Below are 20,817 nucleotides of genomic sequence, written 5' to 3'. Positions count from 1 at the left end.
CCAATCAATGAGTGCTCAATCTGCTGCGTGAGTGTCACTTATTTCTTGTAAGTGTTCACTGCACTGCTGACAGTTGGTAATTATTTTATCTAATGCCTCGAGCGCTTTTTGCTTAGGCATATCATTTTCTAATACGAGCTTAACTAACTCTGCATTCATCGAAATACGGTTTAGCGGTGCACGAGCATCGTGCACCATTTTTCGTAAAGACTCGTTGTTACTCATAGCTATCCTTAGTTATTTGTATTCGCCAATGCCCCCATAAGCATTTAAACGGTTATAAAGTGTTTTCGTACTGATCCCCAGCATTTGCGCAGCAATCGTCTTATTACCTTGTACTTTATCTAAAGTCGCGTGGATCAATTCTTTTTCAACTTCTTCAATGGTTTGCCCTGCAACAACTTGGTTTGCTTGGCTCTCTTTATTCACTTTAGAAAACGGTGATTCTAACGAATCAGGTAAAGTAATAACGGAGCCTTTAGGGTCACTCATGATAAAGGCACGGTGTATAGCATGGCGAAGTTCACGCACGTTACCAGGCCAATCATGGGCCTCAAGTTCTTTGATTTGCGCTGCTTGCCATTTAAAGTCGGTGCCGTTTTCATCATTAAGCTGCTCTAAAAAAGCATTGGCAAGCAATGGAATATCTTCTTTGCGCTCACGAAGCGGTGGAATATCAATAGGGAATACCGCTAAACGAAAGTAAATGTCTTCACGAATAACATTATTTTGCGCAAGGTCGGTCAAGGTGCGGTTGGTTGCAGAAATAACGCGGCAATTTACCGCTTGCTCTTTGGTTCCACCCACTCGAGTTACTTTTTTACTTTCGAGTACACGTAGTAAGTTTGGCTGCATATCAATGGGCATTTCTGTCACTTCATCTAAAAACAAAGTACCACCAGCAGCTTGCTCAAACACCCCCTCTTTACGTGCAATAGCGCCTGTAAATGCGCCCTTTTCATGGCCGAAAAGTTCGCTACCAATCAGCTCTTTAGAAAATGCACCACAGTTAGTTGCTACTAAAGGGCCATCACACTCAGTGGCGTTGTGAATTGCCTGAGCAACCACTTCTTTACCAGCACCACTTTCCCCCATCAACATTACATTGGCAGAAGTTGCTGCAACACGCTCAATCATAGTGTAAAGCTTTTGCATCACCTCAGATTCACCAATTAAGGTGCCAAAGTGGCGCTTTATAGCTGGCGTTGCTTTTTTCTTAGGGCTTGCTTTTTTCGGGTTGAGTACCCGTTCTATATCTTCTCGTTGTAGTGGTTTGACTAGGTGACCAACATTAGGCTCACACATTTCAGCCAACTTACCCTTTACTGAAGGATGCCCTGAGATTAACGTAACACGAGGCGATTGACCGATTGCTTTTAAGTGCTCAAGCAAATGTAGACCGCTGCCATCTGGCAACATAAAATCTAAAAAAACATGGTCAAACGTGTTGTTTTCAAACCATTGCTCAGCTTCAGCAAGGTTCGCTGCGGTATTTATATTGTGCCCGAGGAACTCAACAATGTGACAAACTACATCACTAAACTCACTGTCATCATCAACTAAAAGTACGTTTAACATATTTATTCCATAAGCTTTTTTAATCATTCTACGCTTAGTTCCAATAAAAATAAAATAAAGCGCGTTAGATACTAATTGAATTCAAATTACGACCATATTACTGCATTTAGTTCCACTTTAGGGTAAAAAGTGAGAAAAATACTAGAAACGGGTTATTATTGCCTACTCAAAATTAAGCTGAGCTGTACTTATTTTAAGTTATTAAGTTGTAATCATATGAAGTTATTAAGAAAAGTTATTCACCCAAGTTTAGGAAACGACTACGGCACTGTATTTATTCGTAACACTGCCCGCGCCATTGTTTTAAAAGGTGAACAAATACTACTTTTATACACCGCTCGTTATGATGACTACAGTTTACCGGGTGGCGGGGTTGATAAAGGCGAAAGTATTGAGCAAGGGCTCCTGCGAGAACTTCATGAAGAAACAGGCGCACAACAAATTCAAATAAAGCATTCACTAGGCTTATACGAAGAAATCAGACCTTGGTACAAAGACGACTTTGACTGTGTTCATATCAAATCTTATTGCTACTTTTGTGAAATAAGCGATGAATTTGCTGACCCAAAAATGGAGCACTACGAAGTGCAAAATGGCATGCAACCTAAGTGGGTGAATATATTTGATGCCATCGCACACAACGAAACCACCATGGCAATGAGTGAAAAACAAGGCTTATCGATTCAGCGCGAGACCTTTTTATTAAAGCTGATTGCTGACACTCTTTAAGTTTTTTACATTACTTTACGCAACCCTCAGCTATTGGGGCAGTCTATACTTATAATTAAAGCCAATTATGAGAGTCAACCATGAGTAAAGTAGCTGCCCTTTCTAAGCCAACCATCCTGTTACATTGGACCGTTGCCATTTTGTTTATCGGCGTATTTGCGATGGGCATTTATGTTGCTGATTTTGCCGAGCCACCCGCTAAATTTACTTATATGGGATGGCATAAATCAATGGGCTTAGTAGTATTAGTTTTTGCCATCGCAAGGTTTATTTGGCGCATAAAAGAAGGCGCATTACCTGCAACATCTGACATGCCTAAATGGCAAACCGTAATTGCTCACCTCACTCATGGCTTATTATTACTTGCGACCCTAGCTATGCCGTTATCTGGATTTATCATGAGCTATGCGGGCGGTCGTGCAATTAGCTTCTTTGAGTTTGAGCTATTGAGCGCACCAGAAAAAACACCTTGGCTTGCAGATGCAGGCAGCTTTGTGCACCACAGTTCTGTGCTCATTATCGTGGTGATTTTAGCCTTACACGTTGCTGCTGCACTTAAACACCAGTTTGTTGACAAAGATGGCATGCTGAGCCGCATGCTAGGTAAGTCTTAAATAAAATTTAAGCGGGCTTAGGGTTAGCATAAAAGCGCCATAAGCCCACTAAATTACTTATTAAAAACACTGTTTCCATTACCACTGCTAGTGGTGAAAACGCTAATAAATTGTGAACTATCCAGCACACAGTGCCGACAATCATCAACAGGCGTAAGGTAAAATCTTTGCCTTGGAATGAAGCATAGGTTTGCATTAACGTTGCTGCCAGTGCGATAAAGCTAACCCAGCTATGCAATGTTAATAGTACTGCGCTAATACTCAAAAGCATAAACGCTATCATCACCCAAGTTTTGCGCGCAAAAATACAATAGCCATAACGTAGGGCGGCAATCAGCATTAAGCTTGCAGCACTGAAATTATCAAGCAGCATAAAATGCACTGATGTCAGTAATACTGAGCTAAACAAACAAGCTAAAATAGCTTGTCTTTGTTTAAACTGAAAAGAAGCCAAATCAAGTAATGTGGCAATGGCAACTAAGCACTGAGATAAAATAAACATAACGACTCCTGAAAAATCAGCAGTGTAATGTTCACCGTTTTGCTGCGCCTTAACTTAAGTTAAGACGCCGTCTAATTCGCGATAAAGAAATCGCTGAAATCCCTAAATACATAGCAACATCGTTTAAGCTTAATTGCTCAAGCCAGTGCGGTTTTTGATCTAATAAATATTGATAACGTTGCTCTGGCGTATTGAGTAATAAAAACGCTTCTTTTGCTTCTTTAAACAATAATTGCTGACTAACTAATTGATGTTTAATTACTTGCCAGTCACTACTATCAAATAAAACCAAAGGTACCTTAATAAGCTCAGCATCACGTATTACTTTGAGTTGATAGAGCGCAGGGGTTTTGGTTAACCAGTTACCATAAAGCAGTGCAAACTCATCTTGAAAGTAAAACTCTTTACACTTTTGTGTGCCTTGCGATGATGCATGTAATGCACCAAGCACCCCTGATATAATTAAGTAACCCACATCTTGCTCATCGCCTTGCTGTAATAAAATATCACCTTTAGCGTACCGCTTTATAGCGCATTGCCCTGCAAGTTTGTTACGAAATTCACAGGCTAGCTGATGGTAACTATCACCGAGCGGGAGTAACTGGGTATCTGTCAAGATTGCCAACCTTGCATCAATAATCTAGTTATTTGCTGGGCGTTAATCCCTTCTCTAACAATAAAGCGCTCACCACACCAAAGTGGTGAAAAACCACTATCGCCTTTAGCTTCAGCTTTTGCACGTAATGCGGTCATCGCAATCGACGCATACGGAAAAGGCGGCGCTTGCTCTGGCATAGCTCCTAACTCTTGCATGACTCGATTGCTAATACCTCGTGCTGGACGACCAGAGAATAAGGTCGTCAATTCAGTTGAGTCTGGCGCAACTGTTTTTAATACTTCACGATGTAAAGCACTTGTTGTCGCTTCTTCACAAAGTAAGTAAGCGCTCCCCACCTGCACTGCTGCGACACCTAATGCTTGGTATTGGGCGACATCTTCTGCCGTGCAAATTCCACCTGCTGCAATAACAGGTATATCAAGCTCTACACATTCTCGCACTAATTGCGCAGTGGTTGGTTGCAGCGATAAATCCATTGATAAAAAATGGCCGCGGTGACGCCAGCTTCAATCCCTTGTGCAATAACCGCATCGGCTCCATTTGTTTGTAACCAACGCGCTTCATCTAACGTTGTTGCTGATGAAAGAACCGTTCCGCCCCACGCTTTTATTTGAGAAACAATCTCTCTACTTGGTAGACCAAAATGAAAGCTTACAACGGCAGGTGCGTAAGGTGCGATAATATCTATTATTTGTTGATTAATTGGCTGGCGCGAAGCATTACGGGTAAATTGTGAGACATCGACAGCAAACTCATCAAAATAAGGTGTAAGCAGATTATGCCAAGCCGTTTGCTGAGCCAGGGTATAGTCGGGTGTTTGATGACAAAAAAAGTTAAGATTGTAAGGCTTATCAGTATGCTGGCTAAGATAATCAAGTTCTGATTTTAGCAGCTCTGCTGAGAGCATAGCGCAAGGTAAAGAACCAAGCCCTCCAGCTTCACACACAGCGACTGCCAGTTTAGCATTTTGCACACCCGCCATCGGCGCTTGAATAATCGCAAGTTCAGTTTTTAACACAGAATTTGTCATTACATATTCCTTGTAAGTTTTTCAACCTAATGCAGTTTTTACAGAGTTTAAGCTTCTCAAAGGCTAACTGAAAAATAAAAGTCTTCTAAAACAATAAGCTATAAAACTCAAAAAATAGGTATTAGCTTTGCAGACTAGCTCCTACAACTTTGTAAGGAGATAATGATGACTGATACTGTTACTACAATCAATCCAACTAATGAACAAACGATCAAGACTTATAACTTATTGTCACTGCAACAAGCACAGAGTGAAGTTGACCAATGTCATCAAGCATTTTTAAAATGGCGCACTACATCCCATGAGCACCGCGCAAAATTACTTAATAAACTTGCACAAGTAATTGATTCTAATCAACAAGAATTAGCACAACTAATGACCGATGAAATGGGTAAGATTTACCAACAGGGCCTTCAGGAGGTTGAGCTTTGTGCAGCAATTTGTCGTTATACCGCTGAGCAGGGACCAAAAGTGCTTGGCGATGAAAAGCGAGATATGCAAGACGGACATGCAATTATTAGTTACCAACCAATTGGTGTAATACTTGGTATCCAACCATGGAACTTCCCGTTATATCAAGTCATTCGCTATGCTTGCGCGAATGTTATGGCAGGTAACACCACAGTGCTAAAACATGCGGGTAATGTATTTGGCATGGCCGAAAAGATTGAACAGTTATTTAAACTGGCTGGTTTTGACGATTATTGCTTTAAGAACTTACTTATTGACGGTAAAACCGCAAGCGAACTAATAGATCACTCAGCGATTCGTGGTGTAACCTTTACTGGCAGCGATGGCACAGGCAAAAAAGTCGCAGAGCGAGCAGCTAAACAGGTTAAGAAAACCGTGCTCGAATTAGGCAGTAACGATGCATACATCGTACTTGATGACGCTGATTTAAATACGGCGATTACCGCATGTACGCAAGGGCGCTTGATCAATAACGGACAAACCTGTGTTGCGGCAAAACGCTTTATTGTGGTTGATGCTTTATATGATGATTTTAAAGCTCTAATCAAAGAGCAATTTGAGCAAGTTATTCTTGGCGATCCGAACGATGAAAAAACCACGCTTGGCCCAATGGCTCGTAAAGATCTGCGCGATCAGCTTCATCAGCAAGTCACTGACTCTGTAAATGCAGGTGCTACTATTATCACGGGCGGTAAAGTTGCTGAACACACCGGCTTTTATTACACCCCGACCTTGCTTGAAAATATCAAACCGGGCATGCCCGCTTATGACGATGAATTATTTGGCCCTGTGGCATCACTTATTCGAGCCAAAGATAACGCTGAGGCAATGCAAATTGCTAATGATTCACGCTATGGTCTTGGCGGCGGTATTTTCTCAAAAGATGAACAAGCAGCCATTGAGCTTGCAAAGCTTCACTTTGACACCGGTATGGTAAATATCAATGGTTATGGTCTTGCGCAACCGAACTTACCATTTGGTGGTGTAAAAGACAGTGGCTATGGCCGTGAACATGGCGGTTTTGGACTACGAGAATTTGTTAATATCAAAACTATTATGGTCAACGACTAATCACTATTAAGGGCTCATTAGAGCCCTTTTTTATATCTGATTGTGCCGTCCTTAATAAGGTTATCACTTTTCATACCAATCCGCTTAATTAAGTAGTCTATTTTGAGGCAATAAAACCTCGTTGATAACAAGGCAAAAATTTCGTTATTTAGTTGTTCTAAATGAGAAATTTTTAACGCAGTTAGCGACAGGTTTTATCCCTCAAAATGATTAAGTATTATTGCGGGTTGGTATTAAACATTGGCACTTGTTGCTTCGAGGCTGCTGGCATTTTTAACTCATCCACTGCTTTTTCTTTATCAATCTGCTCTTGTTGTTTTTGGTTGTCAGAATCGGGGTTATAAACAAGCTCTGTAAGAAGTGCAAAATGGTCTGAGCCATACTTTGCCAAACGCTCAATACGCTTAACACTAAACTCATTACTATGAAAAAGATGATCAAGTGGCCAGCGCATAAAGAAATAACTGGCATGAAAGGTATTAAAAAAGCCGCGGCCTTTACGTGGGTCTAACAAGCCACTAATACGCATAAACAAACGGGTACTTCGCGACCAAGCAACATCATTTAGATCTCCTGCAACAATACAAGGTCGCAGTCTGTTTTTAAGTGCTTTTGCTAAGATAATTAGTTCAGTATCACGCGGCCGTGAGCTGTCTTCTTCCGTGGGGCTCGGAGGTGCAGGATGAATAAAATGCCCTTGAACTTCTACGCCATCTGCATCTTCAAACAAAATATGGATTGAGGGGATATCGCTTTCTATAAGCTCACAAACTTGCTGTTGTTTAATTTTAAACTTGCTGTACAAGTGCATACCATAACGATTATCTTTTGGGCAGTACACTCGATACGGGTATTCTTGCTCTAAACTGCTCAGTTCATTCTGCCAAGTTTGATCAGACTCTAACGTAATGAGTAAGTCTGGTTGGTGCGTGTTAACTAAAGCAATGAGTTTGTCATATTCAGTGTTCGACATCAGTACATTTGCCGACATAATGCGAATACTGTGCTTATCGGTTTTATTGCTTGAAGCAACTTCTTTATTAGCGAGCCTTGTGTAAGGGTAAATCCAGCCAACTTGTAAAAGCAACACGACGATACTCGCCAGAGCACAACCAATATAAGGCGCGGAGCCCGTGCGACTGATTAAATAGCTTGCAGCAATTAAACTCGCACAAGCAAGGTAAACCACTTGCAAGCGTACAAAGTCACAACTGCGAATTAAATAATGTTGGGAATATGAAAATGGCAATAAGGTAATTATCAGTAAAGCGAATACAACTGCCCCTAAAGTAATTATCATTAACTTCCCTCGTTAAATTTATTATTATCTTACAAGTCTAGCATTTACGTCTGAACAATATATTAAAATTAATAAAAAAGCCGCTAAGCGGCTTTTCACAGGATTAACGATGGCGAGTAACGATTGATAAAATCTCTCGCGTATCGTGTACTAGATGAATAAGGCGGTCATCGATTTCGATGGCAATAATGCCATTTCGGTCGCGACGTTTAATCACTCGCCCATGACGATATATATCACGGTCAAGAATATCACCATGGTGATAACGCTTATACCAACCAGGTGGTAAGCCACCACCATACCCTACTTTTTTGTATAAACCGGGTGGTAAGTCACGGTAGCTGTAATGGTCGTATCTATCGTAACGATCATGTCTGTCATGATGATGGTGATGTTTGTGGTGTTTTTTATGTTTTTTATGCTTTTTACGTTCGTGCTTATGTTCGTATCTATCGTGGTCACGATCATGTTTCGCGTTTGCTTCCATAGGTATCAAACTCAAACCTAAAACAGCAACTGAGATAGTAATTAATTTATTCATAAAAGAGACCCTCAACGTTTGCTCTTGATAAAAAGCCTAACGTTTTAGCCTGAATCATAGATGAAGGGTTACAATTTAAAAACGTAACTGTTTACATATCAACACATTAGAAAGCTAACCTTTACATTTCTTTAAACTTCTTTGGCACTATTTACGAAAAATCGAGTCTGAGTTACAGTTCCGTTTGAGGCGTTTGTCGTTATATTTGCAACATAAACAAAGGCTTCCTCACAACATAATAAGGATAATTTATGAATGTTCTAAAATGGTGTTTGGTCATTAGTATTACTGCACTAACGGGCTGTAGTGCCATGATGAGCCAATATGGCAATCAAAAAACGCAATCAAGTTCATTGGTTGAGTACCTTTACCCAGACCAACAAGATAGAGCTGCACACCAAGCAACGATTCCAACTTTGAACTTACCAGCCACGGTAGGGATTGCCTTTATTCCTAACAAGTACAATGATGGCTTGCATCATGGTGATGAAATCGCACTGCTAAATAAAGTTAAAAAGCAGTTTATGCAATATGACTACATAGACCGTATTGAAGTGATCCCAAGTACTTATTTAAAAGGCAGCGAGGGATTTACCGCATTAGAACAAGTATCTCGATTATATGATGTGGATATTATGGCGCTTGTTTCATACGACCAAGTGTCGCAAAGCTTAGAAAATAACGCTGCATTTTTATATCTCACGATTGTTGGTTTATATGTGATTCCGGGCAATGAGAACTCAGTACAAACCTTTGTAGATACTGCCGTATTTGACGTGAAAAGCCGAAAAATGCTGTTTCGCGCGCCAGGTATTCATAAAGCAGAGCAACGCAGTACAGCAATTGGCATCGATGAAGTCGCTAAAGAGCAGTCGCTGGCAAGCTTTAATGGCGCTGTTGATGACATGATCACGAATCTCGATGCTGAATTAGCGCAATTTAAAACCCGCGTAAAAGAAGAAAAAGTAGCTAATGTCACGCACAGAAATGGCAGTAGCGGCAGTAGCTTATTTTGGTTAGTTGCAGTACTGGCAGGTTTTGCCGTACATCGCCGTATTGCATAACAGACAAAGTTATTAAGCGCGAAAGCTTTTACCCATCCTAAAAAGCAGTTACCCTTTGGTTTTTGTTGTACCTAACCAAAGGGTTTTCATGAAGTTGTCGATACTCTCAGTGCTTGTGGGCACCTCATTTTTTAACCAACAAGCCATTGCAAATAATGAACTAGAACATATTACAACGACCGCCTCGCGCAACGAAGTGTTGGCAGATCCATTGCCTGTAGTGGTCAGCAGTATTTCACAGAAGCAACTGGCGCTTATCGCTCCAACTCACATTGAACAAGCCCTTAAACAGGTTGCTGGTGCTAATCTTCAACACGGTAACGGACCAAGAGTATTTACCCGCTTTACGTTCGCCTGTACTTTCTGGCGCAGGTGCCTGCGGTGGCTTACTTACCGCCGAAGATGGTATTCCACTTCGCGCAGCTGGTTTTTGCAACATCAATGAATTATTCGAAGCCCACACTGAAATGGCTGAACGCATCGAAGTACTGAAAGGCCCGGGCTCTGCACTTTATGGTTCAAACGCTGTACATGGTGTAGTCAACGTGATCACCCCAGATACAACCTATAACCACAACCAACTTGGTTTTGATTACGGCTCGTTTGGCTACACCCGCTACAAACTAGGTGCGGGTCGTGATTTTGGCCAACAAGGTTTAGGTATTAATGCCACTATTACTCGAGATACGGGTTATCGTGATGACGAAGGTGTTGACCAAGAAAAGCTCTCGCTACGTCACCGTTTTGATGGCGAAAAACTAAGTGTAAGTACAGGCCTGACTTACACCCATTTAGATCAACAAACAGCTGGCTACATAGAGGGCTTTGAAAGCTACAAGGATAAGCAAATAGCTCAGTCTAATTTTGATCCTGATGCATTTCGTAAAGCCCGCTCTTTGCGTGTTTGGTCAAAGCTAAATTGGACACAAGATGAGGCTAACAGCTTTACCCTTACGCCTTATATCCGCGACCAAGACATGACCTTCTTTAAGCATTTTTTACCGGGTACTCCCCTTGAAGAAAATGCTCAGCAAGGTGTTGGTATACAATCAAGCTGGCAGCACAAGTTAACCGGCTCTAGCCTGTTAACTGTTGGTTTTGATGGTGAACTTACAGATGCTGACTTTTTACAATATCAAGACAGTCCCACTCAAGGCTCAGCATTTTTAGTCGCCACCGTGCCTCAAGGCAAACATTATGATTATCAAGTAACAAGCACCCTATTAGCACCGTTTGTGAACCTTGATTGGCAACTTGATGAGTTACTTATCAGCCTGGGTGGTCGATACGAGCGTATGCGTTATGACTACGACAACCATATGTTGGCTGGCCGCACTAAAGAAGATGGCACAGCATGCGCCATGGGTGGGTGTCGCTATTCTCGACCAGAAAGCGGCGAAAATCGCTTTACTAACTTTTCACCTAAGCTTGGTTTAAGCTATCAATATGCTGAAAACCAGTTTATCTACGCCAATGCTTCAGAAGGTTATCGAGCACCGCAAGCGGCAGAGCTTTATCAGTTGCAACGCGAACAAAATATCGCAGATCTGAAATCTGAAACAGCTAAAAACCTAGAGCTTGGTATAAAAGGTCAACAAGCACAGCTGCATTATGTAGTTAGCATTTATGCAATGAATAAAAAGAACACCATTTTCCGCGACAGTGATTTTTATTACGTCAATGATGGCCAAACTCAGCATCGTGGTATTGAGCTTGAGTTAGCCTATACCATAACGCCTAGCTTATCGATGCAGTTAGCCGCGAGCCACGCCAAACATACATACAGTTATGACCAAGTACTCAGCGGGATTAACATCAATGGTAATCTTATTGATACTGCTCCTCGTAACATCGCAAACTTGCAGCTACTTTGGCAAGCAAACGACATTACGCGTGTTGGTCTTGAGCTACATACCACCAGCAGCTACTTTACTGATCCTGAAAACCAGCATAGTTACCAAGGCCACTCATTAGTAAATTTACGAGCGGCGTGGCAGCTAACAGCTAACCTTAGTGTGACGGCACGAATAAACAATTTAACCGACGAGCGTTACGCAGAGCGTGCTGACTACACTACATTTAGTGGCGACCGATACTTTCCGGGTAGACCGCGCAATGCCATGTTATCAGCAAGTTATCAGTTTTAAATAACCGCATTTTTTGGTGAGCTATCTCATAGTTCACCCACGCTGTTTCGTGTTTTGGTATGATAAATGTACCTCTTGCTATTACTCCTAAACAGCGTGACATCTTCTCAAAATCTAATTCGTAACCTTCTTTTAGTGCTGGGCATTTTTCTTATTGCAGCCAGCTTACGAGCCCCGATCACTGGCATTGCACCGGTACTTGAACAGATCATTGAACAGTTTCAGTTAAATGCATCGCAAGCCGGCATGTTGACGACTTTACCTTTAATCGCGTTTGCTATTGCCTCACCTATGGCAGCAAGCCTTGCTAAAAAGTGCGGCCTTGAAGTATCACTGTTCATTGCCCTGGTACTCATAGGCATAGGGGTTGTCTCTCGTGTTATTGATTCTGCCACCGTGCTATTTATTGGCACCGCTGTAATTGGTGTCGGTATCGCGATTGGTAATGTGTTATTACCAAGCCTAATAAAACGTGACTTTCCACACAAAGTAGCAGTAATGACGTCTAGTTATGTTTTGGCGATGGGCATATTTGGTGGCAGCTATTCAGCACTCATCATTCCGCTCGCTGAATACAAAGAACTTGGCTGGCAATTGGCGCTTGCCAGTTATGCTTTACTGGTTGTGCTGGCTATTATGGTGTGGTTACCACAACTTAAGCAACATACCATGCCAAAACAGGCATATGTGTCAAACAATACACAAAGCAAAATTTGGCACTCTACACTTGCTTGGCAAATCACCTTATTGCTCGGCTTTAACTCATTTTTCACTTATATCATGCTAGGTTGGCTACCCAGCATTTTAATAGAAGGTGGCCATAGTGCGCAGCACGCGGGCGCTTTGCAAGGCGCCTTTCAAGTAGCCTCTGCGCTACCAGGTATTGTGCTTATTCCTCTGCTTGCCAAATTAAAAGATCAACGCATCTTAACGCTAAGCTTGGCATTACTTGGCGCGCTTTGTTCTGTTGGATTATTAGTTGCGCCTAGTTTTGCGATGCTTTGGTCAGTCACCTTAGGTTTTTGCTCAGGTGCCTGTTTTATCTTAGGCTTATCATTTGTAAGCCTACGTACTCATGACTCAATGCAAGCCGCTGCGTTATCGGGTATGGCGCAATGTATCGGGTATTTATTGGCTGCCACAGACCCATTATTGCGGGCGCCTTACATAGTTATTTTAATAACTGGGCGGGAGCACTTTGGCTGTGTATTGCATCTAGCCTATTGTGTGCTTTATTTGGTTACTTAAGTGGCCGAAATATCACCATCGGCCAACAATAAATATGAAACCGCAGCTATTTAGGTGCGGTTTCAAAGGCGCTCATATTACTAAGGTTATCGAGCCAAGGTTTATGTGAGCGATACCAAATATGCGCTTTAGGGATGAGATCATCAGCTTGCTCTATAGCGCCAATTCTTAAGCCATAAATGCGTTCACCTGCACCCACAGAAGTCGCGTACAAGGCTGTACCACAGTTACCACAAAACCCTTGCGCACGCTGGTTGCCACTTTCAGCTATTTTTATATATTCTTTTGGCTTAGCACCTGTAAAGGTAACTCCATCTGGCGCAGACACCACAACCGTACGAAAAGGCGCACCTGAGATAATTTGGCAATCAGTGCAGTGACAGTTTATCACTTTATTTTCATCAACGTTTGCATGGTAAGTGACCTCACCACAATGACAACGACCGGTAACCTTCATATTAAACTCCTTGTTGAGATGACTGCTCTTTTACAGGGTAATGATTAGCGTGTTTCAAGCTTTGTAAATCATTAAACCGTACCCCATGCTGGGCCATAATAGGATGTATTTTTTTGCTGATCAATTGCCTAATGTAAAAGGGCTGATTCGGCACAAAATGATGGATTGTGTGGGTGCGGCCAAAATCAAAACAAAATAGTTGAAACGGTAAAAACCAGCGGCTGGTGATCACATGCGTTTGCTCAAGCAAATTATTTACACCGCCATAATAATGCATTGAAGATGTCACTAAGTTAAGAGAACTCGAACGAATAATATTAGGCACGATAAGTACCACCATTAAAAACTCTGCCATCGCCAATAACTCAGCTCCCCACGGCGGCAATGTAAACGGCTGTACGAACTGCACTGCATAATAAGCAATTACCCCGTAAAGAATCGCAAAATACGCAGTAGCAATCGGAAAGCCCGCATTAAATACACGGAAGAACTTAAAACCACTAATTTCTTTTTTAAATCGCTTGGTATTGATTAACAAACCTAGCAAGCCATCAGTAATGACCAAAGCTCTCAACAAGGGCGACTTAATACCATTGCCTACTAAACGCTCTTCTAAATCTTGTGAGGTGCCGGATACTTTATGGTGATGTAAATGAATCTTTCTGCGATACCAAGGGTTCACCGTATTAGGCCGCATAAGCCACACGGTTAACACCATAAAGTTATGTATAAAAGGACGATTACTAAAATACTGCTTATGGATAAGGTCATGCTCAAGCTCATGCGATATTGAGGTAATAAAGGCAGCCAGAATGATGCAAAGCCACGAGGGAATAACCGCTAAGTAATAAAGTGTCGCAACACCGAATAGTGAACACAACGACACCAGCAGAATTACCATCGCAATTTTATTTTGTTGGTTAAGTATAGGGTAACGCGCTCTTAACGACTGCTCTTCGGCCTTAATGGCTGTAACAATCGCCTTGATGTTTTGCTTTGCGGTTAATTTTGACATAGTAAGCTTTTGCTAACTGCTTAATACCAAAATCATACCGTAAATATCTACTGCTCTCGAGAAAATTGCGTTAAAAATGGTATTACATCATTTGCTGGTAATGGCTTAGAAAAGTAATAGCCTTGGATATAATCGCAGCCTGCTTCGGTAAGCACCGCCAATTGCTCGCGCTCTTCAACCCCTTCAGCAACGACCTTAATACCCAATACTCGACTCATTTGGATAATCGATTTAACCAGCGCTTCGTCACCTAAATCAACATGAACTTCATCTATGAAAGACTTATCAAGCTTGAGTACATCAACAGGGAAACGGCGTAAATAACTAAGAGATGAATAACCGGTACCAAAATCATCCAATGAAATTAAGCAACCCGCCTCTTTTAATTGAGTAAGCACATCGAGATGGTTAGTATTTTCAGGAGCTAAAACACTTTCAGTTAATTCAAAAGAGATTTGTGACGGCTTAACCCCTTGGTTGTTGATAATTTCAAGCCATGCATTACGCTCAGGATTAAACTCAGTAAACTCAAATAAAGACCGATTTACGTTAAAAACAACATCGTTATAACCTTGCAGCTCTAATGCTTTTATTTGCTGACAAGTTTTAACCAACACCAGCTCACCAAGTGGAATAATCACTCGAGACTCCTCAGCTAACGGAATAAACTCCGCAGGTGATACCCATTGCCCTTGATTATTCCAACGCACTAAACTTTCGAATTTAGCAACCGTGTTATTTTCTATATCGATAATAGGTTGAAAATAAACTTCAATTTCGTCGTTTTTCACTGCCAAAGTTAGCTGATCTATTAGCAAGTTTTGTGTTTTTATTTTGTTATCCATTTCAGTGCAGAAAAATAAATACTCTGTACCAGCTTGCTTTGCATTGAGAGTTGCAAGCTCAGCTTGTCTTATCAAGCGGCGTGCTATTTTTTCGATTTTATGTTCAGAGGATGAAATATAACGTTGCTCAAAACAGCTGATCCCAAGAGTTACATATACTTGCTGGCTAATACCACCAATTGAAAAAGGCTCAACTAACAATGCTGTAATTTGCTTACAAACATGTTCTAGCTCACTAATATGTTGATAGGTTTGTAAAATAGCAAAGCTATCACCATCTATTCGTGAAAAGGCTGATTCTTTAAAACAGCTTTCAAGTCGCTCAGCTAGTTTACATAAAACTTTGTCACCAAATGTTAGGCCATATACCGTATTAATATTCTGAAATTTATCAACATCAAAATAAATTACTGCCAAGTTTGTATCTACTTCATCTTGATATGCAAGAGACGAAATTAAAGTACACAAGTACTCTTTAAAGTAAAAACGATTAGTTAACCCTGTAAGTTGGTCGTGGTTAGCGTGAAAATAAATTTTTCGCTCAGCTTCTTTTTTCTCGGTAATATCTAAAATAAACGCCACATAGCAATCCTCAGCATTATTTTGCATTTTGGTTATTGATAAAAATTGCGTATATAACTTACCTTGCTTAGTTTTATTGGTAATTTCACCAGACCATTTGCCCTCAGTATTAATCTGGTGCCACATAGCTTTATAAAAATGTGGATCATACTGGTTTGAACTTAAAATTTTAGGGTTTTCCCCTAAGACTTCGTCCAGCGAATAGCCCGTCATTTTAGTGAAGGCAGTATTTGCATAGGTAATTTCTACATTATGGTCGCAGATAAAAATAGCTTCGTGGCTTTGTTCTATTAACTGATTAGAAAAATCTAGCTTAGCAATGAAACGGTCTTTTTCAATTTCACGCTGGATTAAACCTGTAAATAACGAAAAGAAAGATTCGATTGATAACGCATCACTTATTTCATGCTGAAAAAGCGCTACCAGAATGGTATTTGTCTTGCCAGAAATGCTTTGTAATGGCACACCCACATAAGCTTCAATATCCATATCAACAAGCAATTGATCATTAGGGAATAGCTGCTGAACACCTGAGTTGTAACTTGAAACACTGCCACAGCTGACATCATTGCATGGTGTACAGCGAATATCGTAGCTGATGTTTTCAACTATTTCGTCATGCGCAACTAAAGTAATGGTTGTCGCATATAAAGTTGACTCATCGACTTGAGCCAAAAAAACATGCGAAGCACCCAGCACTTCTGATAAAGATAGGCATATTGCATTATAAAAGTTCTCACTTTTAAGATTTGAAATACTTTCAACAATACGCTTTAAATCGTATGTACCCATGTTATGCCACCCAACCGTTTTTTCCGCTAAGAGTCTGACTTAACCTGAACTAAAGACGGTAAATTCTATTATATTAAGCACTTAAACACCATGGTACTCTAGTCGAAAGCGGTTAACTTTCAAACAAATAAGCATACATTTTTCATGGTTATTTCAAAAGTAAGCATAGTTTGAAGTTTACAGGTTATAAATAGAACAAAAGTTATTTTAATCTGGGGTGAATTAGTACTTAGATTTGAGTTATAGGTGTTAGGCTCTGGGTGCTAGGCAAAATACCCCTTGGGGCTGAGGGTGGTTTCAAAACCCAACAACCGCAAAGCTCGGCTAAAAACTGACAGCTGATGGCTGGTAGCTTTTTCAGACATAAAAAAACCCTAACCAATTGGCTAGGGTTCAAAAGTGGTACCAGTAGGCGGACTTGAACCGCCACGCCCGAAGGCAACGGATTTTGAATTTGTGTAACGGCATACATAAAAAACTAAACTATTGATAATTAAAGATTTAATTCTTTGTAACTGTGACAAAATGTTGTCACAATGGCAAAAAATCGTCACAGTTTTTTATATAATTTACTTGAAGATAAACACTTCACCTGTTGATGACTTGAAGCACTCAGGTTAACGAGTGCCTCATTAAAATGAAATTTAGAAAGAATATCTTACTGTCACAGAGTGATGACCATCTTCCTTAACTTTTACAAGAACTTTAGCACCATCAGGAATAACGACGTCAGCCACCATTTTGTTGTCACCAGCAGGCGCTAGAGCTACATCTGATTTTTTACCATCAGCTAGCACAGTAACATTGCCCGAAAGCTTTTCTGATGAATATGGCTTACCGTGGTCTCGTAAATAGAGGCTGGTTCCTGAGTCACTTCGAACTAATTCAAAAATCATCTCATGCTCAACTTTAACAACTCCACCATGTTGAGGTGTTTCATCACCATGTGCAAAGGCTGACGTGTTAAACAATAATGAACCTAGTGAAATTAATAGTACGTTTAAAAGTTTTGTTTTCATATTTTATCTCTTTGTATTTATGGATTTTAAAATTAAATGTGGGCTTGGCTTTTACATGATTAGGTGCCACACGAAACCTGTTAAATCAATTCTTTTGAATTTGTGTTTAGCCACTTCTCTGTTGGTCTCTTGCCGTACTTCCAATACAGCAGAGGTGTTAGCAAAGTATCCAATAGCGTTGAACTCATTAGCCCTGAAAAAATAACTATCGCAACAGGGTGTAAAATTTCTTTGCCAGGTTCATCTGCTGCCCAAAGTAGCGGTATGAGTGCAAAAGCTGTAACCATCGAGGTCATTAGTACAGGTGACAACCTTTCTTTAGCACCTCTAATAATAAGTTCTTTATTGAAAGACTCACCTTCAAATCGAATAAGATTCAGATAGTGACTGACTTTCAAAATACCGTTTCGAGCAGCAATGCCTGTTAAAGTAATAAAGCCTACGACAGATGCCACTGATAGTGGCGTATGAGTAAACCACATGGCAAATACGGCACCGATTAATGCCATTGGCAAACTACACATAATGATTGAGGCAAATATCATCGACTGATAACGCAGGTATAAAACAAGAAAAATTAGCGCAAATGATAAGGTCGAAAGTGCGATTAACAGTCTCATTGCTTGCTCTTGTGCTAAAAACTGACCTTCGATACTAACGAAGCTATCTTTAGGTAGCTCTTCTTCAGCGACAACCTTACGCACTTGTCCTAGAAGCTCATTCACGTCAACATTCTCACTATTCGCGTAAAGCACTAATCTTCTACGCCCATTTTCACGTAAAATTTGATTTGGTCCCGTCGAGTAATTGAATATCTGCAATGTAGGCAACAGGTATGCTTCCAGCAGGAGAGTCTATAAGTGTTTGTCCTAGTTGTTCAGGTGTTCGGTTTTGGTCATCTAACCGAACAACAAGCTCGAACCGCTGAACACCATCTATCACATCTGCTACGCTTGTACCTTCGGTAAGAATATTTAACTGACGTAGCGCAGAACCTGGTGTTAATCCATATTTTGATAACTCAGAATATTTGAGCCTCACACTCAGTTGCGGTATCAATACTTGTTTTTCGATATTGATATCGACTAAGCCTGGTATCCCTTCTAATTTACTTCGAATTGATGCTGCGCTGATCCGCAAACTTTCTAAGTCATCTCCAAACAGTTTAATCGCTAGCTGTGCTCTTACGCCCGAAAGCAAATGATCTAAACGATGTGAAATAGGTTGACCAATTGCAATTTGCCCAGGAATAACAGATAGCTTTCCCCTAATATCTTCTAGCACTTCATCTCGACTACGCTCTGAGGGGAGCAAATCGACGTCAATTTCCGATGAATGAACCCCTTCAGCATGTTCATCTAATTCCGCACGCCCAGTTCTTCGGCCTACTTGCGTCACTTCTGGTACAGATAGCAAAAGTGACTCTGCAAGATGCCCCATTTTATTAGACTCTTGTAGTGATGTTCCTGGTTCGAAAATCATCCCTAATACAAGAGAGCCTTCATTAAATGATGGTAGAAATGCTCTAGGAAATTGAGTCACACTTGTTGCAGTTACCACCGCAATCACACCTACAAAGGCTATCAGCTGCTTTGATTTCGGTAATGCCCATTCAATCCATAACCCCTGCCAGTGCTTTAACTTGGTCACGATTACACTATCACCTTGGTGAATAACTTTAGCACCAGGTAATAGGTAAAAACATAAAACAGGCGTCACAGTCATAGAAACTAATAGCGAGCCTAAAATGGCGACTATATACGCAATACCCAAAGGTGAAAACAAACGACCTTCTATGCCAGGTAAAGCAAACAATGGTAGGAATACCAAAATTACAATCGCCGTTGCATATACAATGCCTGAGCGAACTTCTACACTCGCCCGCCAAATAACTTCAAAGACTGTTTTGGGTTTCTCTGCTAAAGCATTCTGCTTTAAACGGCGTAGGATATTTTCAACATCAACAACTGAATCATCCACAAGCTCACCAATAGCAATCGCCAAGCCCCCTAGAGTCATTACATTTATGCTCTGACCTAACCATTGGAAAATAAGAACAGTTACAGATAACGATAAAGGAATAGCAAATAATGAAATTATCGTTGTTTTTACTGAGAGTAAGAATAAAAACAAAATAATCGTTACCATAATTGCACCATCTCTAAGTGCTTCGGTAACATTATCAATAGATGAAGTAATAAAGTCAGCTTGCCTAAATAATACCTTAGGCGCTGCCATGCCTTCAGGTAAACCTGTTTTCAACTCATCCAATGCTAATTCAATTTGCTTGGTTAACTGGACAGTATCAGCGTTTGGTTGTTTCTGTACATTGATAACTACCGCTGGAGCGCCGTTAAAGCCACCATCACCACGTTTGACTGCTGCGGAATAACTGACGGTAGCAACTTGTGAAAGCAAGATTGCCTTTTGCTTATGCCAGCCAACAGCGAGATTTTGCAAGTTAGTAATGTCTAGTGTGCGCCCTTTATGGCGAATTAAATACTCTTGGTTGTTAATATCAATAAAACCACCGCCAAAGTTTGCAGCGAAGTCTTCAAGTGAGGTTTGAAGTTGCTCTAAACTAATACCTAACTGACGCATACGCATTGTGTTAGGTGCAACTTTTAGCTGCCGGACTTCACCACCAATAGGGATAACTTGTGATACACCAGGAATTGAAAGCAAACGTGGACGTAGTACAAAATCTGCATACTCTCGCGCTTGCATTGGGCTGGCTTGTTGCTCATTACTTATGGGTAATGCAATAAGCATCACTTCACCCATTATCGAAGAAACATATCCCATAACAGACGTGATACCCGATGGTAACTGTTCAGATGCAAGATCTAATCGCTCTGAAACTAATTGCCTATTACGGTAAATATCGGTGTCCCACTCGAACTCAACGTAAACAATTGATAAGCCGATCCCAGATGTAGACCTAACTCTTGTAACGCCTGTCACACCATTGAGTAAGTTTTCTAATGGAAATGTTACTAGCTGCTCAACTTCCTCTGGTGCCATCCCTCCAGCTTCAGTCAAGACCGTAACAACAGGTTTGTTCAAATTAGGAAATACATCAACAGGTAACTTTTGTCCCTGCATCAAGCCATAAACCATCATAACGAGTGCGATAAGCAGCACAACCAGCCGATTGCTTAGGCTCGACTTAACTAAAAAATTAAACATGCCA

16 protein-coding genes and 3 pseudogenes are annotated in these 20,817 nt (G+C 40.9%); 6 read left to right on the top strand and 13 right to left on the bottom strand.

The genetic code is table 11. The annotated features are described in order from the left end of the window. Nucleotides 1-15: 15 nt before the first annotated feature. Both ACRWSG_RS12355 and ACRWSG_RS12350 read right to left on the bottom strand, forming a co-directional pair. Entirely contained in the window at nt 16-225 is a 210-nt protein-coding gene (locus tag ACRWSG_RS12355; RefSeq protein ID WP_054552611.1) for a histidine kinase, read from the bottom strand. A 12-nt stretch (nt 226-237) separates the two neighbouring features. Then, nucleotides 238-1,578: a sigma-54-dependent transcriptional regulator gene (locus ACRWSG_RS12350; RefSeq protein WP_054552612.1), complete on the bottom strand. Its 1,341-nt coding sequence runs from the start codon at nt 1,576-1,578 to the stop codon at nt 238-240. 216 nt (nt 1,579-1,794) lie between these two features. On the opposite strand from ACRWSG_RS12350, the gene ACRWSG_RS12345 reads away from it, so the two are divergent. Both ACRWSG_RS12345 and ACRWSG_RS12340 read left to right on the top strand, forming a co-directional pair. Next, nucleotides 1,795-2,307 (top strand): NUDIX hydrolase, encoded by a 513-nt coding sequence (locus ACRWSG_RS12345; RefSeq protein ID WP_054552613.1) that lies wholly within the window; start codon nt 1,795-1,797, stop codon nt 2,305-2,307. Nucleotides 2,308-2,387: 80 nt separating this feature from the next. Further along, nucleotides 2,388-2,921 (top strand): cytochrome b, encoded by a 534-nt coding sequence (locus ACRWSG_RS12340; protein ID WP_462166427.1) that lies wholly within the window; start codon nt 2,388-2,390, stop codon nt 2,919-2,921. Nucleotides 2,922-2,928: 7 nt separating this feature from the next. Here ACRWSG_RS12340 and ACRWSG_RS12335 read toward each other — a convergent pair whose 3' ends face one another. The 3 genes and pseudogenes from ACRWSG_RS12335 to ACRWSG_RS12325 form a co-directional block, all read right to left on the bottom strand. Next, the gene (locus ACRWSG_RS12335) at nt 2,929-3,423 is read right to left on the bottom strand and encodes a YgjV family protein (protein ID WP_054552615.1); all 495 of its coding nucleotides are present in this window, start codon (nt 3,421-3,423) and stop codon (nt 2,929-2,931) included. Between the two features lie 49 nt (nt 3,424-3,472). After that, the gene (locus ACRWSG_RS12330; protein WP_462166426.1) at nt 3,473-4,039 is read right to left on the bottom strand and encodes a Crp/Fnr family transcriptional regulator; all 567 of its coding nucleotides are present in this window, start codon (nt 4,037-4,039) and stop codon (nt 3,473-3,475) included. Then, nucleotides 4,036-5,072 (bottom strand): annotated as a pseudogene (locus ACRWSG_RS12325) (NAD(P)H-dependent flavin oxidoreductase). The gene ACRWSG_RS12330 and the pseudogene ACRWSG_RS12325 overlap by 4 nt, the downstream one beginning before the upstream one ends. A 165-nt stretch (nt 5,073-5,237) precedes the next feature. On the opposite strand from ACRWSG_RS12325, the gene ACRWSG_RS12320 reads away from it, so the two are divergent. Next, nucleotides 5,238-6,614, top strand: a complete 1,377-nt coding sequence (locus ACRWSG_RS12320; protein WP_462166938.1) for an NAD-dependent succinate-semialdehyde dehydrogenase — start codon at nt 5,238-5,240, stop codon at nt 6,612-6,614. A 217-nt stretch (nt 6,615-6,831) separates the two neighbouring features. On the opposite strand, the gene ACRWSG_RS12315 is transcribed toward ACRWSG_RS12320, so the two are convergent. Together ACRWSG_RS12315 and ACRWSG_RS12310 are read right to left on the bottom strand one after the other, a co-directional pair. Continuing rightward, nucleotides 6,832-7,914, bottom strand: a complete 1,083-nt coding sequence (locus ACRWSG_RS12315) for an endonuclease/exonuclease/phosphatase family protein (RefSeq protein ID WP_462166425.1) — start codon at nt 7,912-7,914, stop codon at nt 6,832-6,834. Between the two features lie 103 nt (nt 7,915-8,017). Then, nucleotides 8,018-8,455, bottom strand: a complete 438-nt coding sequence (locus ACRWSG_RS12310) for a hypothetical protein (RefSeq protein WP_054552621.1) — start codon at nt 8,453-8,455, stop codon at nt 8,018-8,020. 251 nt (nt 8,456-8,706) lie between these two features. On the opposite strand from ACRWSG_RS12310, the gene rhlP reads away from it, so the two are divergent. The 3 genes and pseudogenes from rhlP to ACRWSG_RS12295 all read left to right on the top strand — a co-directional run bounded on the left by rhlP (nt 8,707) and on the right by ACRWSG_RS12295 (nt 12,946). Next, on the top strand, nt 8,707-9,519 hold the full coding sequence (rhlP, locus tag ACRWSG_RS12305; RefSeq protein ID WP_054552622.1) for a rhombotarget lipoprotein: 813 nt from the start codon (nt 8,707-8,709) through the stop codon (nt 9,517-9,519). Nucleotides 9,520-9,607: 88 nt separating this feature from the next. Next, nucleotides 9,608-11,666: pseudogene (locus tag ACRWSG_RS12300) on the top strand (TonB-dependent receptor). A 66-nt stretch (nt 11,667-11,732) separates the two neighbouring features. Further along, a pseudogene (locus ACRWSG_RS12295) lies at nt 11,733-12,946 on the top strand (MFS transporter). A gap of 14 nt (nt 12,947-12,960) precedes the next feature. Here the strand turns inward: ACRWSG_RS12295 and ACRWSG_RS12290 are convergent. The 6 genes from ACRWSG_RS12290 to ACRWSG_RS12265 form a co-directional block, all read right to left on the bottom strand. After that, nucleotides 12,961-13,371 (bottom strand): GFA family protein, encoded by a 411-nt coding sequence (locus tag ACRWSG_RS12290; protein WP_462166423.1) that lies wholly within the window; start codon nt 13,369-13,371, stop codon nt 12,961-12,963. Nucleotide 13,372: 1 nt separating this feature from the next. Continuing rightward, the gene (locus ACRWSG_RS12285; RefSeq protein WP_462166422.1) at nt 13,373-14,386 is read right to left on the bottom strand and encodes a fatty acid desaturase; all 1,014 of its coding nucleotides are present in this window, start codon (nt 14,384-14,386) and stop codon (nt 13,373-13,375) included. A 47-nt stretch (nt 14,387-14,433) separates the two neighbouring features. Beyond that, a complete protein-coding gene (locus ACRWSG_RS12280; protein WP_462166421.1) occupies nt 14,434-16,605 on the bottom strand; it encodes a putative bifunctional diguanylate cyclase/phosphodiesterase in 2,172 nt (723 codons plus the stop codon). A gap of 644 nt (nt 16,606-17,249) precedes the next feature. Next, the gene (locus tag ACRWSG_RS12275; RefSeq protein ID WP_462166419.1) at nt 17,250-17,624 is read right to left on the bottom strand and encodes a hypothetical protein; all 375 of its coding nucleotides are present in this window, start codon (nt 17,622-17,624) and stop codon (nt 17,250-17,252) included. An 80-nt stretch (nt 17,625-17,704) separates the two neighbouring features. Next, a complete protein-coding gene (locus tag ACRWSG_RS12270; protein WP_462166418.1) occupies nt 17,705-18,379 on the bottom strand; it encodes an efflux RND transporter permease subunit in 675 nt (224 codons plus the stop codon). A gap of 19 nt (nt 18,380-18,398) precedes the next feature. Then, entirely contained in the window at nt 18,399-20,813 is a 2,415-nt protein-coding gene (locus tag ACRWSG_RS12265) for an efflux RND transporter permease subunit (protein ID WP_462166417.1), read from the bottom strand. Nucleotides 20,814-20,817: the final 4 nt, after the last annotated feature.

The organism is Pseudoalteromonas sp. GB43, from assembly GCF_054923805.1.
This window is presented reverse-complemented; position numbering and strand designations above follow the sequence as displayed.

Excerpts from the sequence above, each read along its gene's own strand:
- ACRWSG_RS12355 (WP_054552611.1), bottom strand. The coding sequence starts at position 225 with ATGAGTAACAACGAGTCTTTACGAAAAATGGTGCACGATGCTCGTGCA.
- ACRWSG_RS12350 (WP_054552612.1), bottom strand. The coding sequence starts at position 1,578 with ATGTTAAACGTACTTTTAGTTGATGATGACAGTGAGTTTAGTGATGTA.
- ACRWSG_RS12345 (WP_054552613.1), top strand. The coding sequence starts at position 1,795 with ATGAAGTTATTAAGAAAAGTTATTCACCCAAGTTTAGGAAACGACTAC.
- ACRWSG_RS12340 (WP_462166427.1), top strand. The coding sequence starts at position 2,388 with ATGAGTAAAGTAGCTGCCCTTTCTAAGCCAACCATCCTGTTACATTGG.
- ACRWSG_RS12335 (WP_054552615.1), bottom strand. The coding sequence starts at position 3,423 with ATGTTTATTTTATCTCAGTGCTTAGTTGCCATTGCCACATTACTTGAT.
- ACRWSG_RS12320 (WP_462166938.1), top strand. The coding sequence starts at position 5,238 with ATGACTGATACTGTTACTACAATCAATCCAACTAATGAACAAACGATC.
- ACRWSG_RS12315 (WP_462166425.1), bottom strand. The coding sequence starts at position 7,914 with ATGATAATTACTTTAGGGGCAGTTGTATTCGCTTTACTGATAATTACC.
- ACRWSG_RS12310 (WP_054552621.1), bottom strand. The coding sequence starts at position 8,455 with ATGAATAAATTAATTACTATCTCAGTTGCTGTTTTAGGTTTGAGTTTG.
- rhlP (WP_054552622.1), top strand. The coding sequence starts at position 8,707 with ATGAATGTTCTAAAATGGTGTTTGGTCATTAGTATTACTGCACTAACG.
- ACRWSG_RS12290 (WP_462166423.1), bottom strand. The coding sequence starts at position 13,371 with ATGAAGGTTACCGGTCGTTGTCATTGTGGTGAGGTCACTTACCATGCA.
- ACRWSG_RS12285 (WP_462166422.1), bottom strand. The coding sequence starts at position 14,386 with ATGTCAAAATTAACCGCAAAGCAAAACATCAAGGCGATTGTTACAGCC.
- ACRWSG_RS12280 (WP_462166421.1), bottom strand. The coding sequence starts at position 16,605 with ATGGGTACATACGATTTAAAGCGTATTGTTGAAAGTATTTCAAATCTT.
- ACRWSG_RS12275 (WP_462166419.1), bottom strand. The coding sequence starts at position 17,624 with ATGAAAACAAAACTTTTAAACGTACTATTAATTTCACTAGGTTCATTA.
- ACRWSG_RS12265 (WP_462166417.1), bottom strand. The coding sequence starts at position 20,813 with ATGTTTAATTTTTTAGTTAAGTCGAGCCTAAGCAATCGGCTGGTTGTG.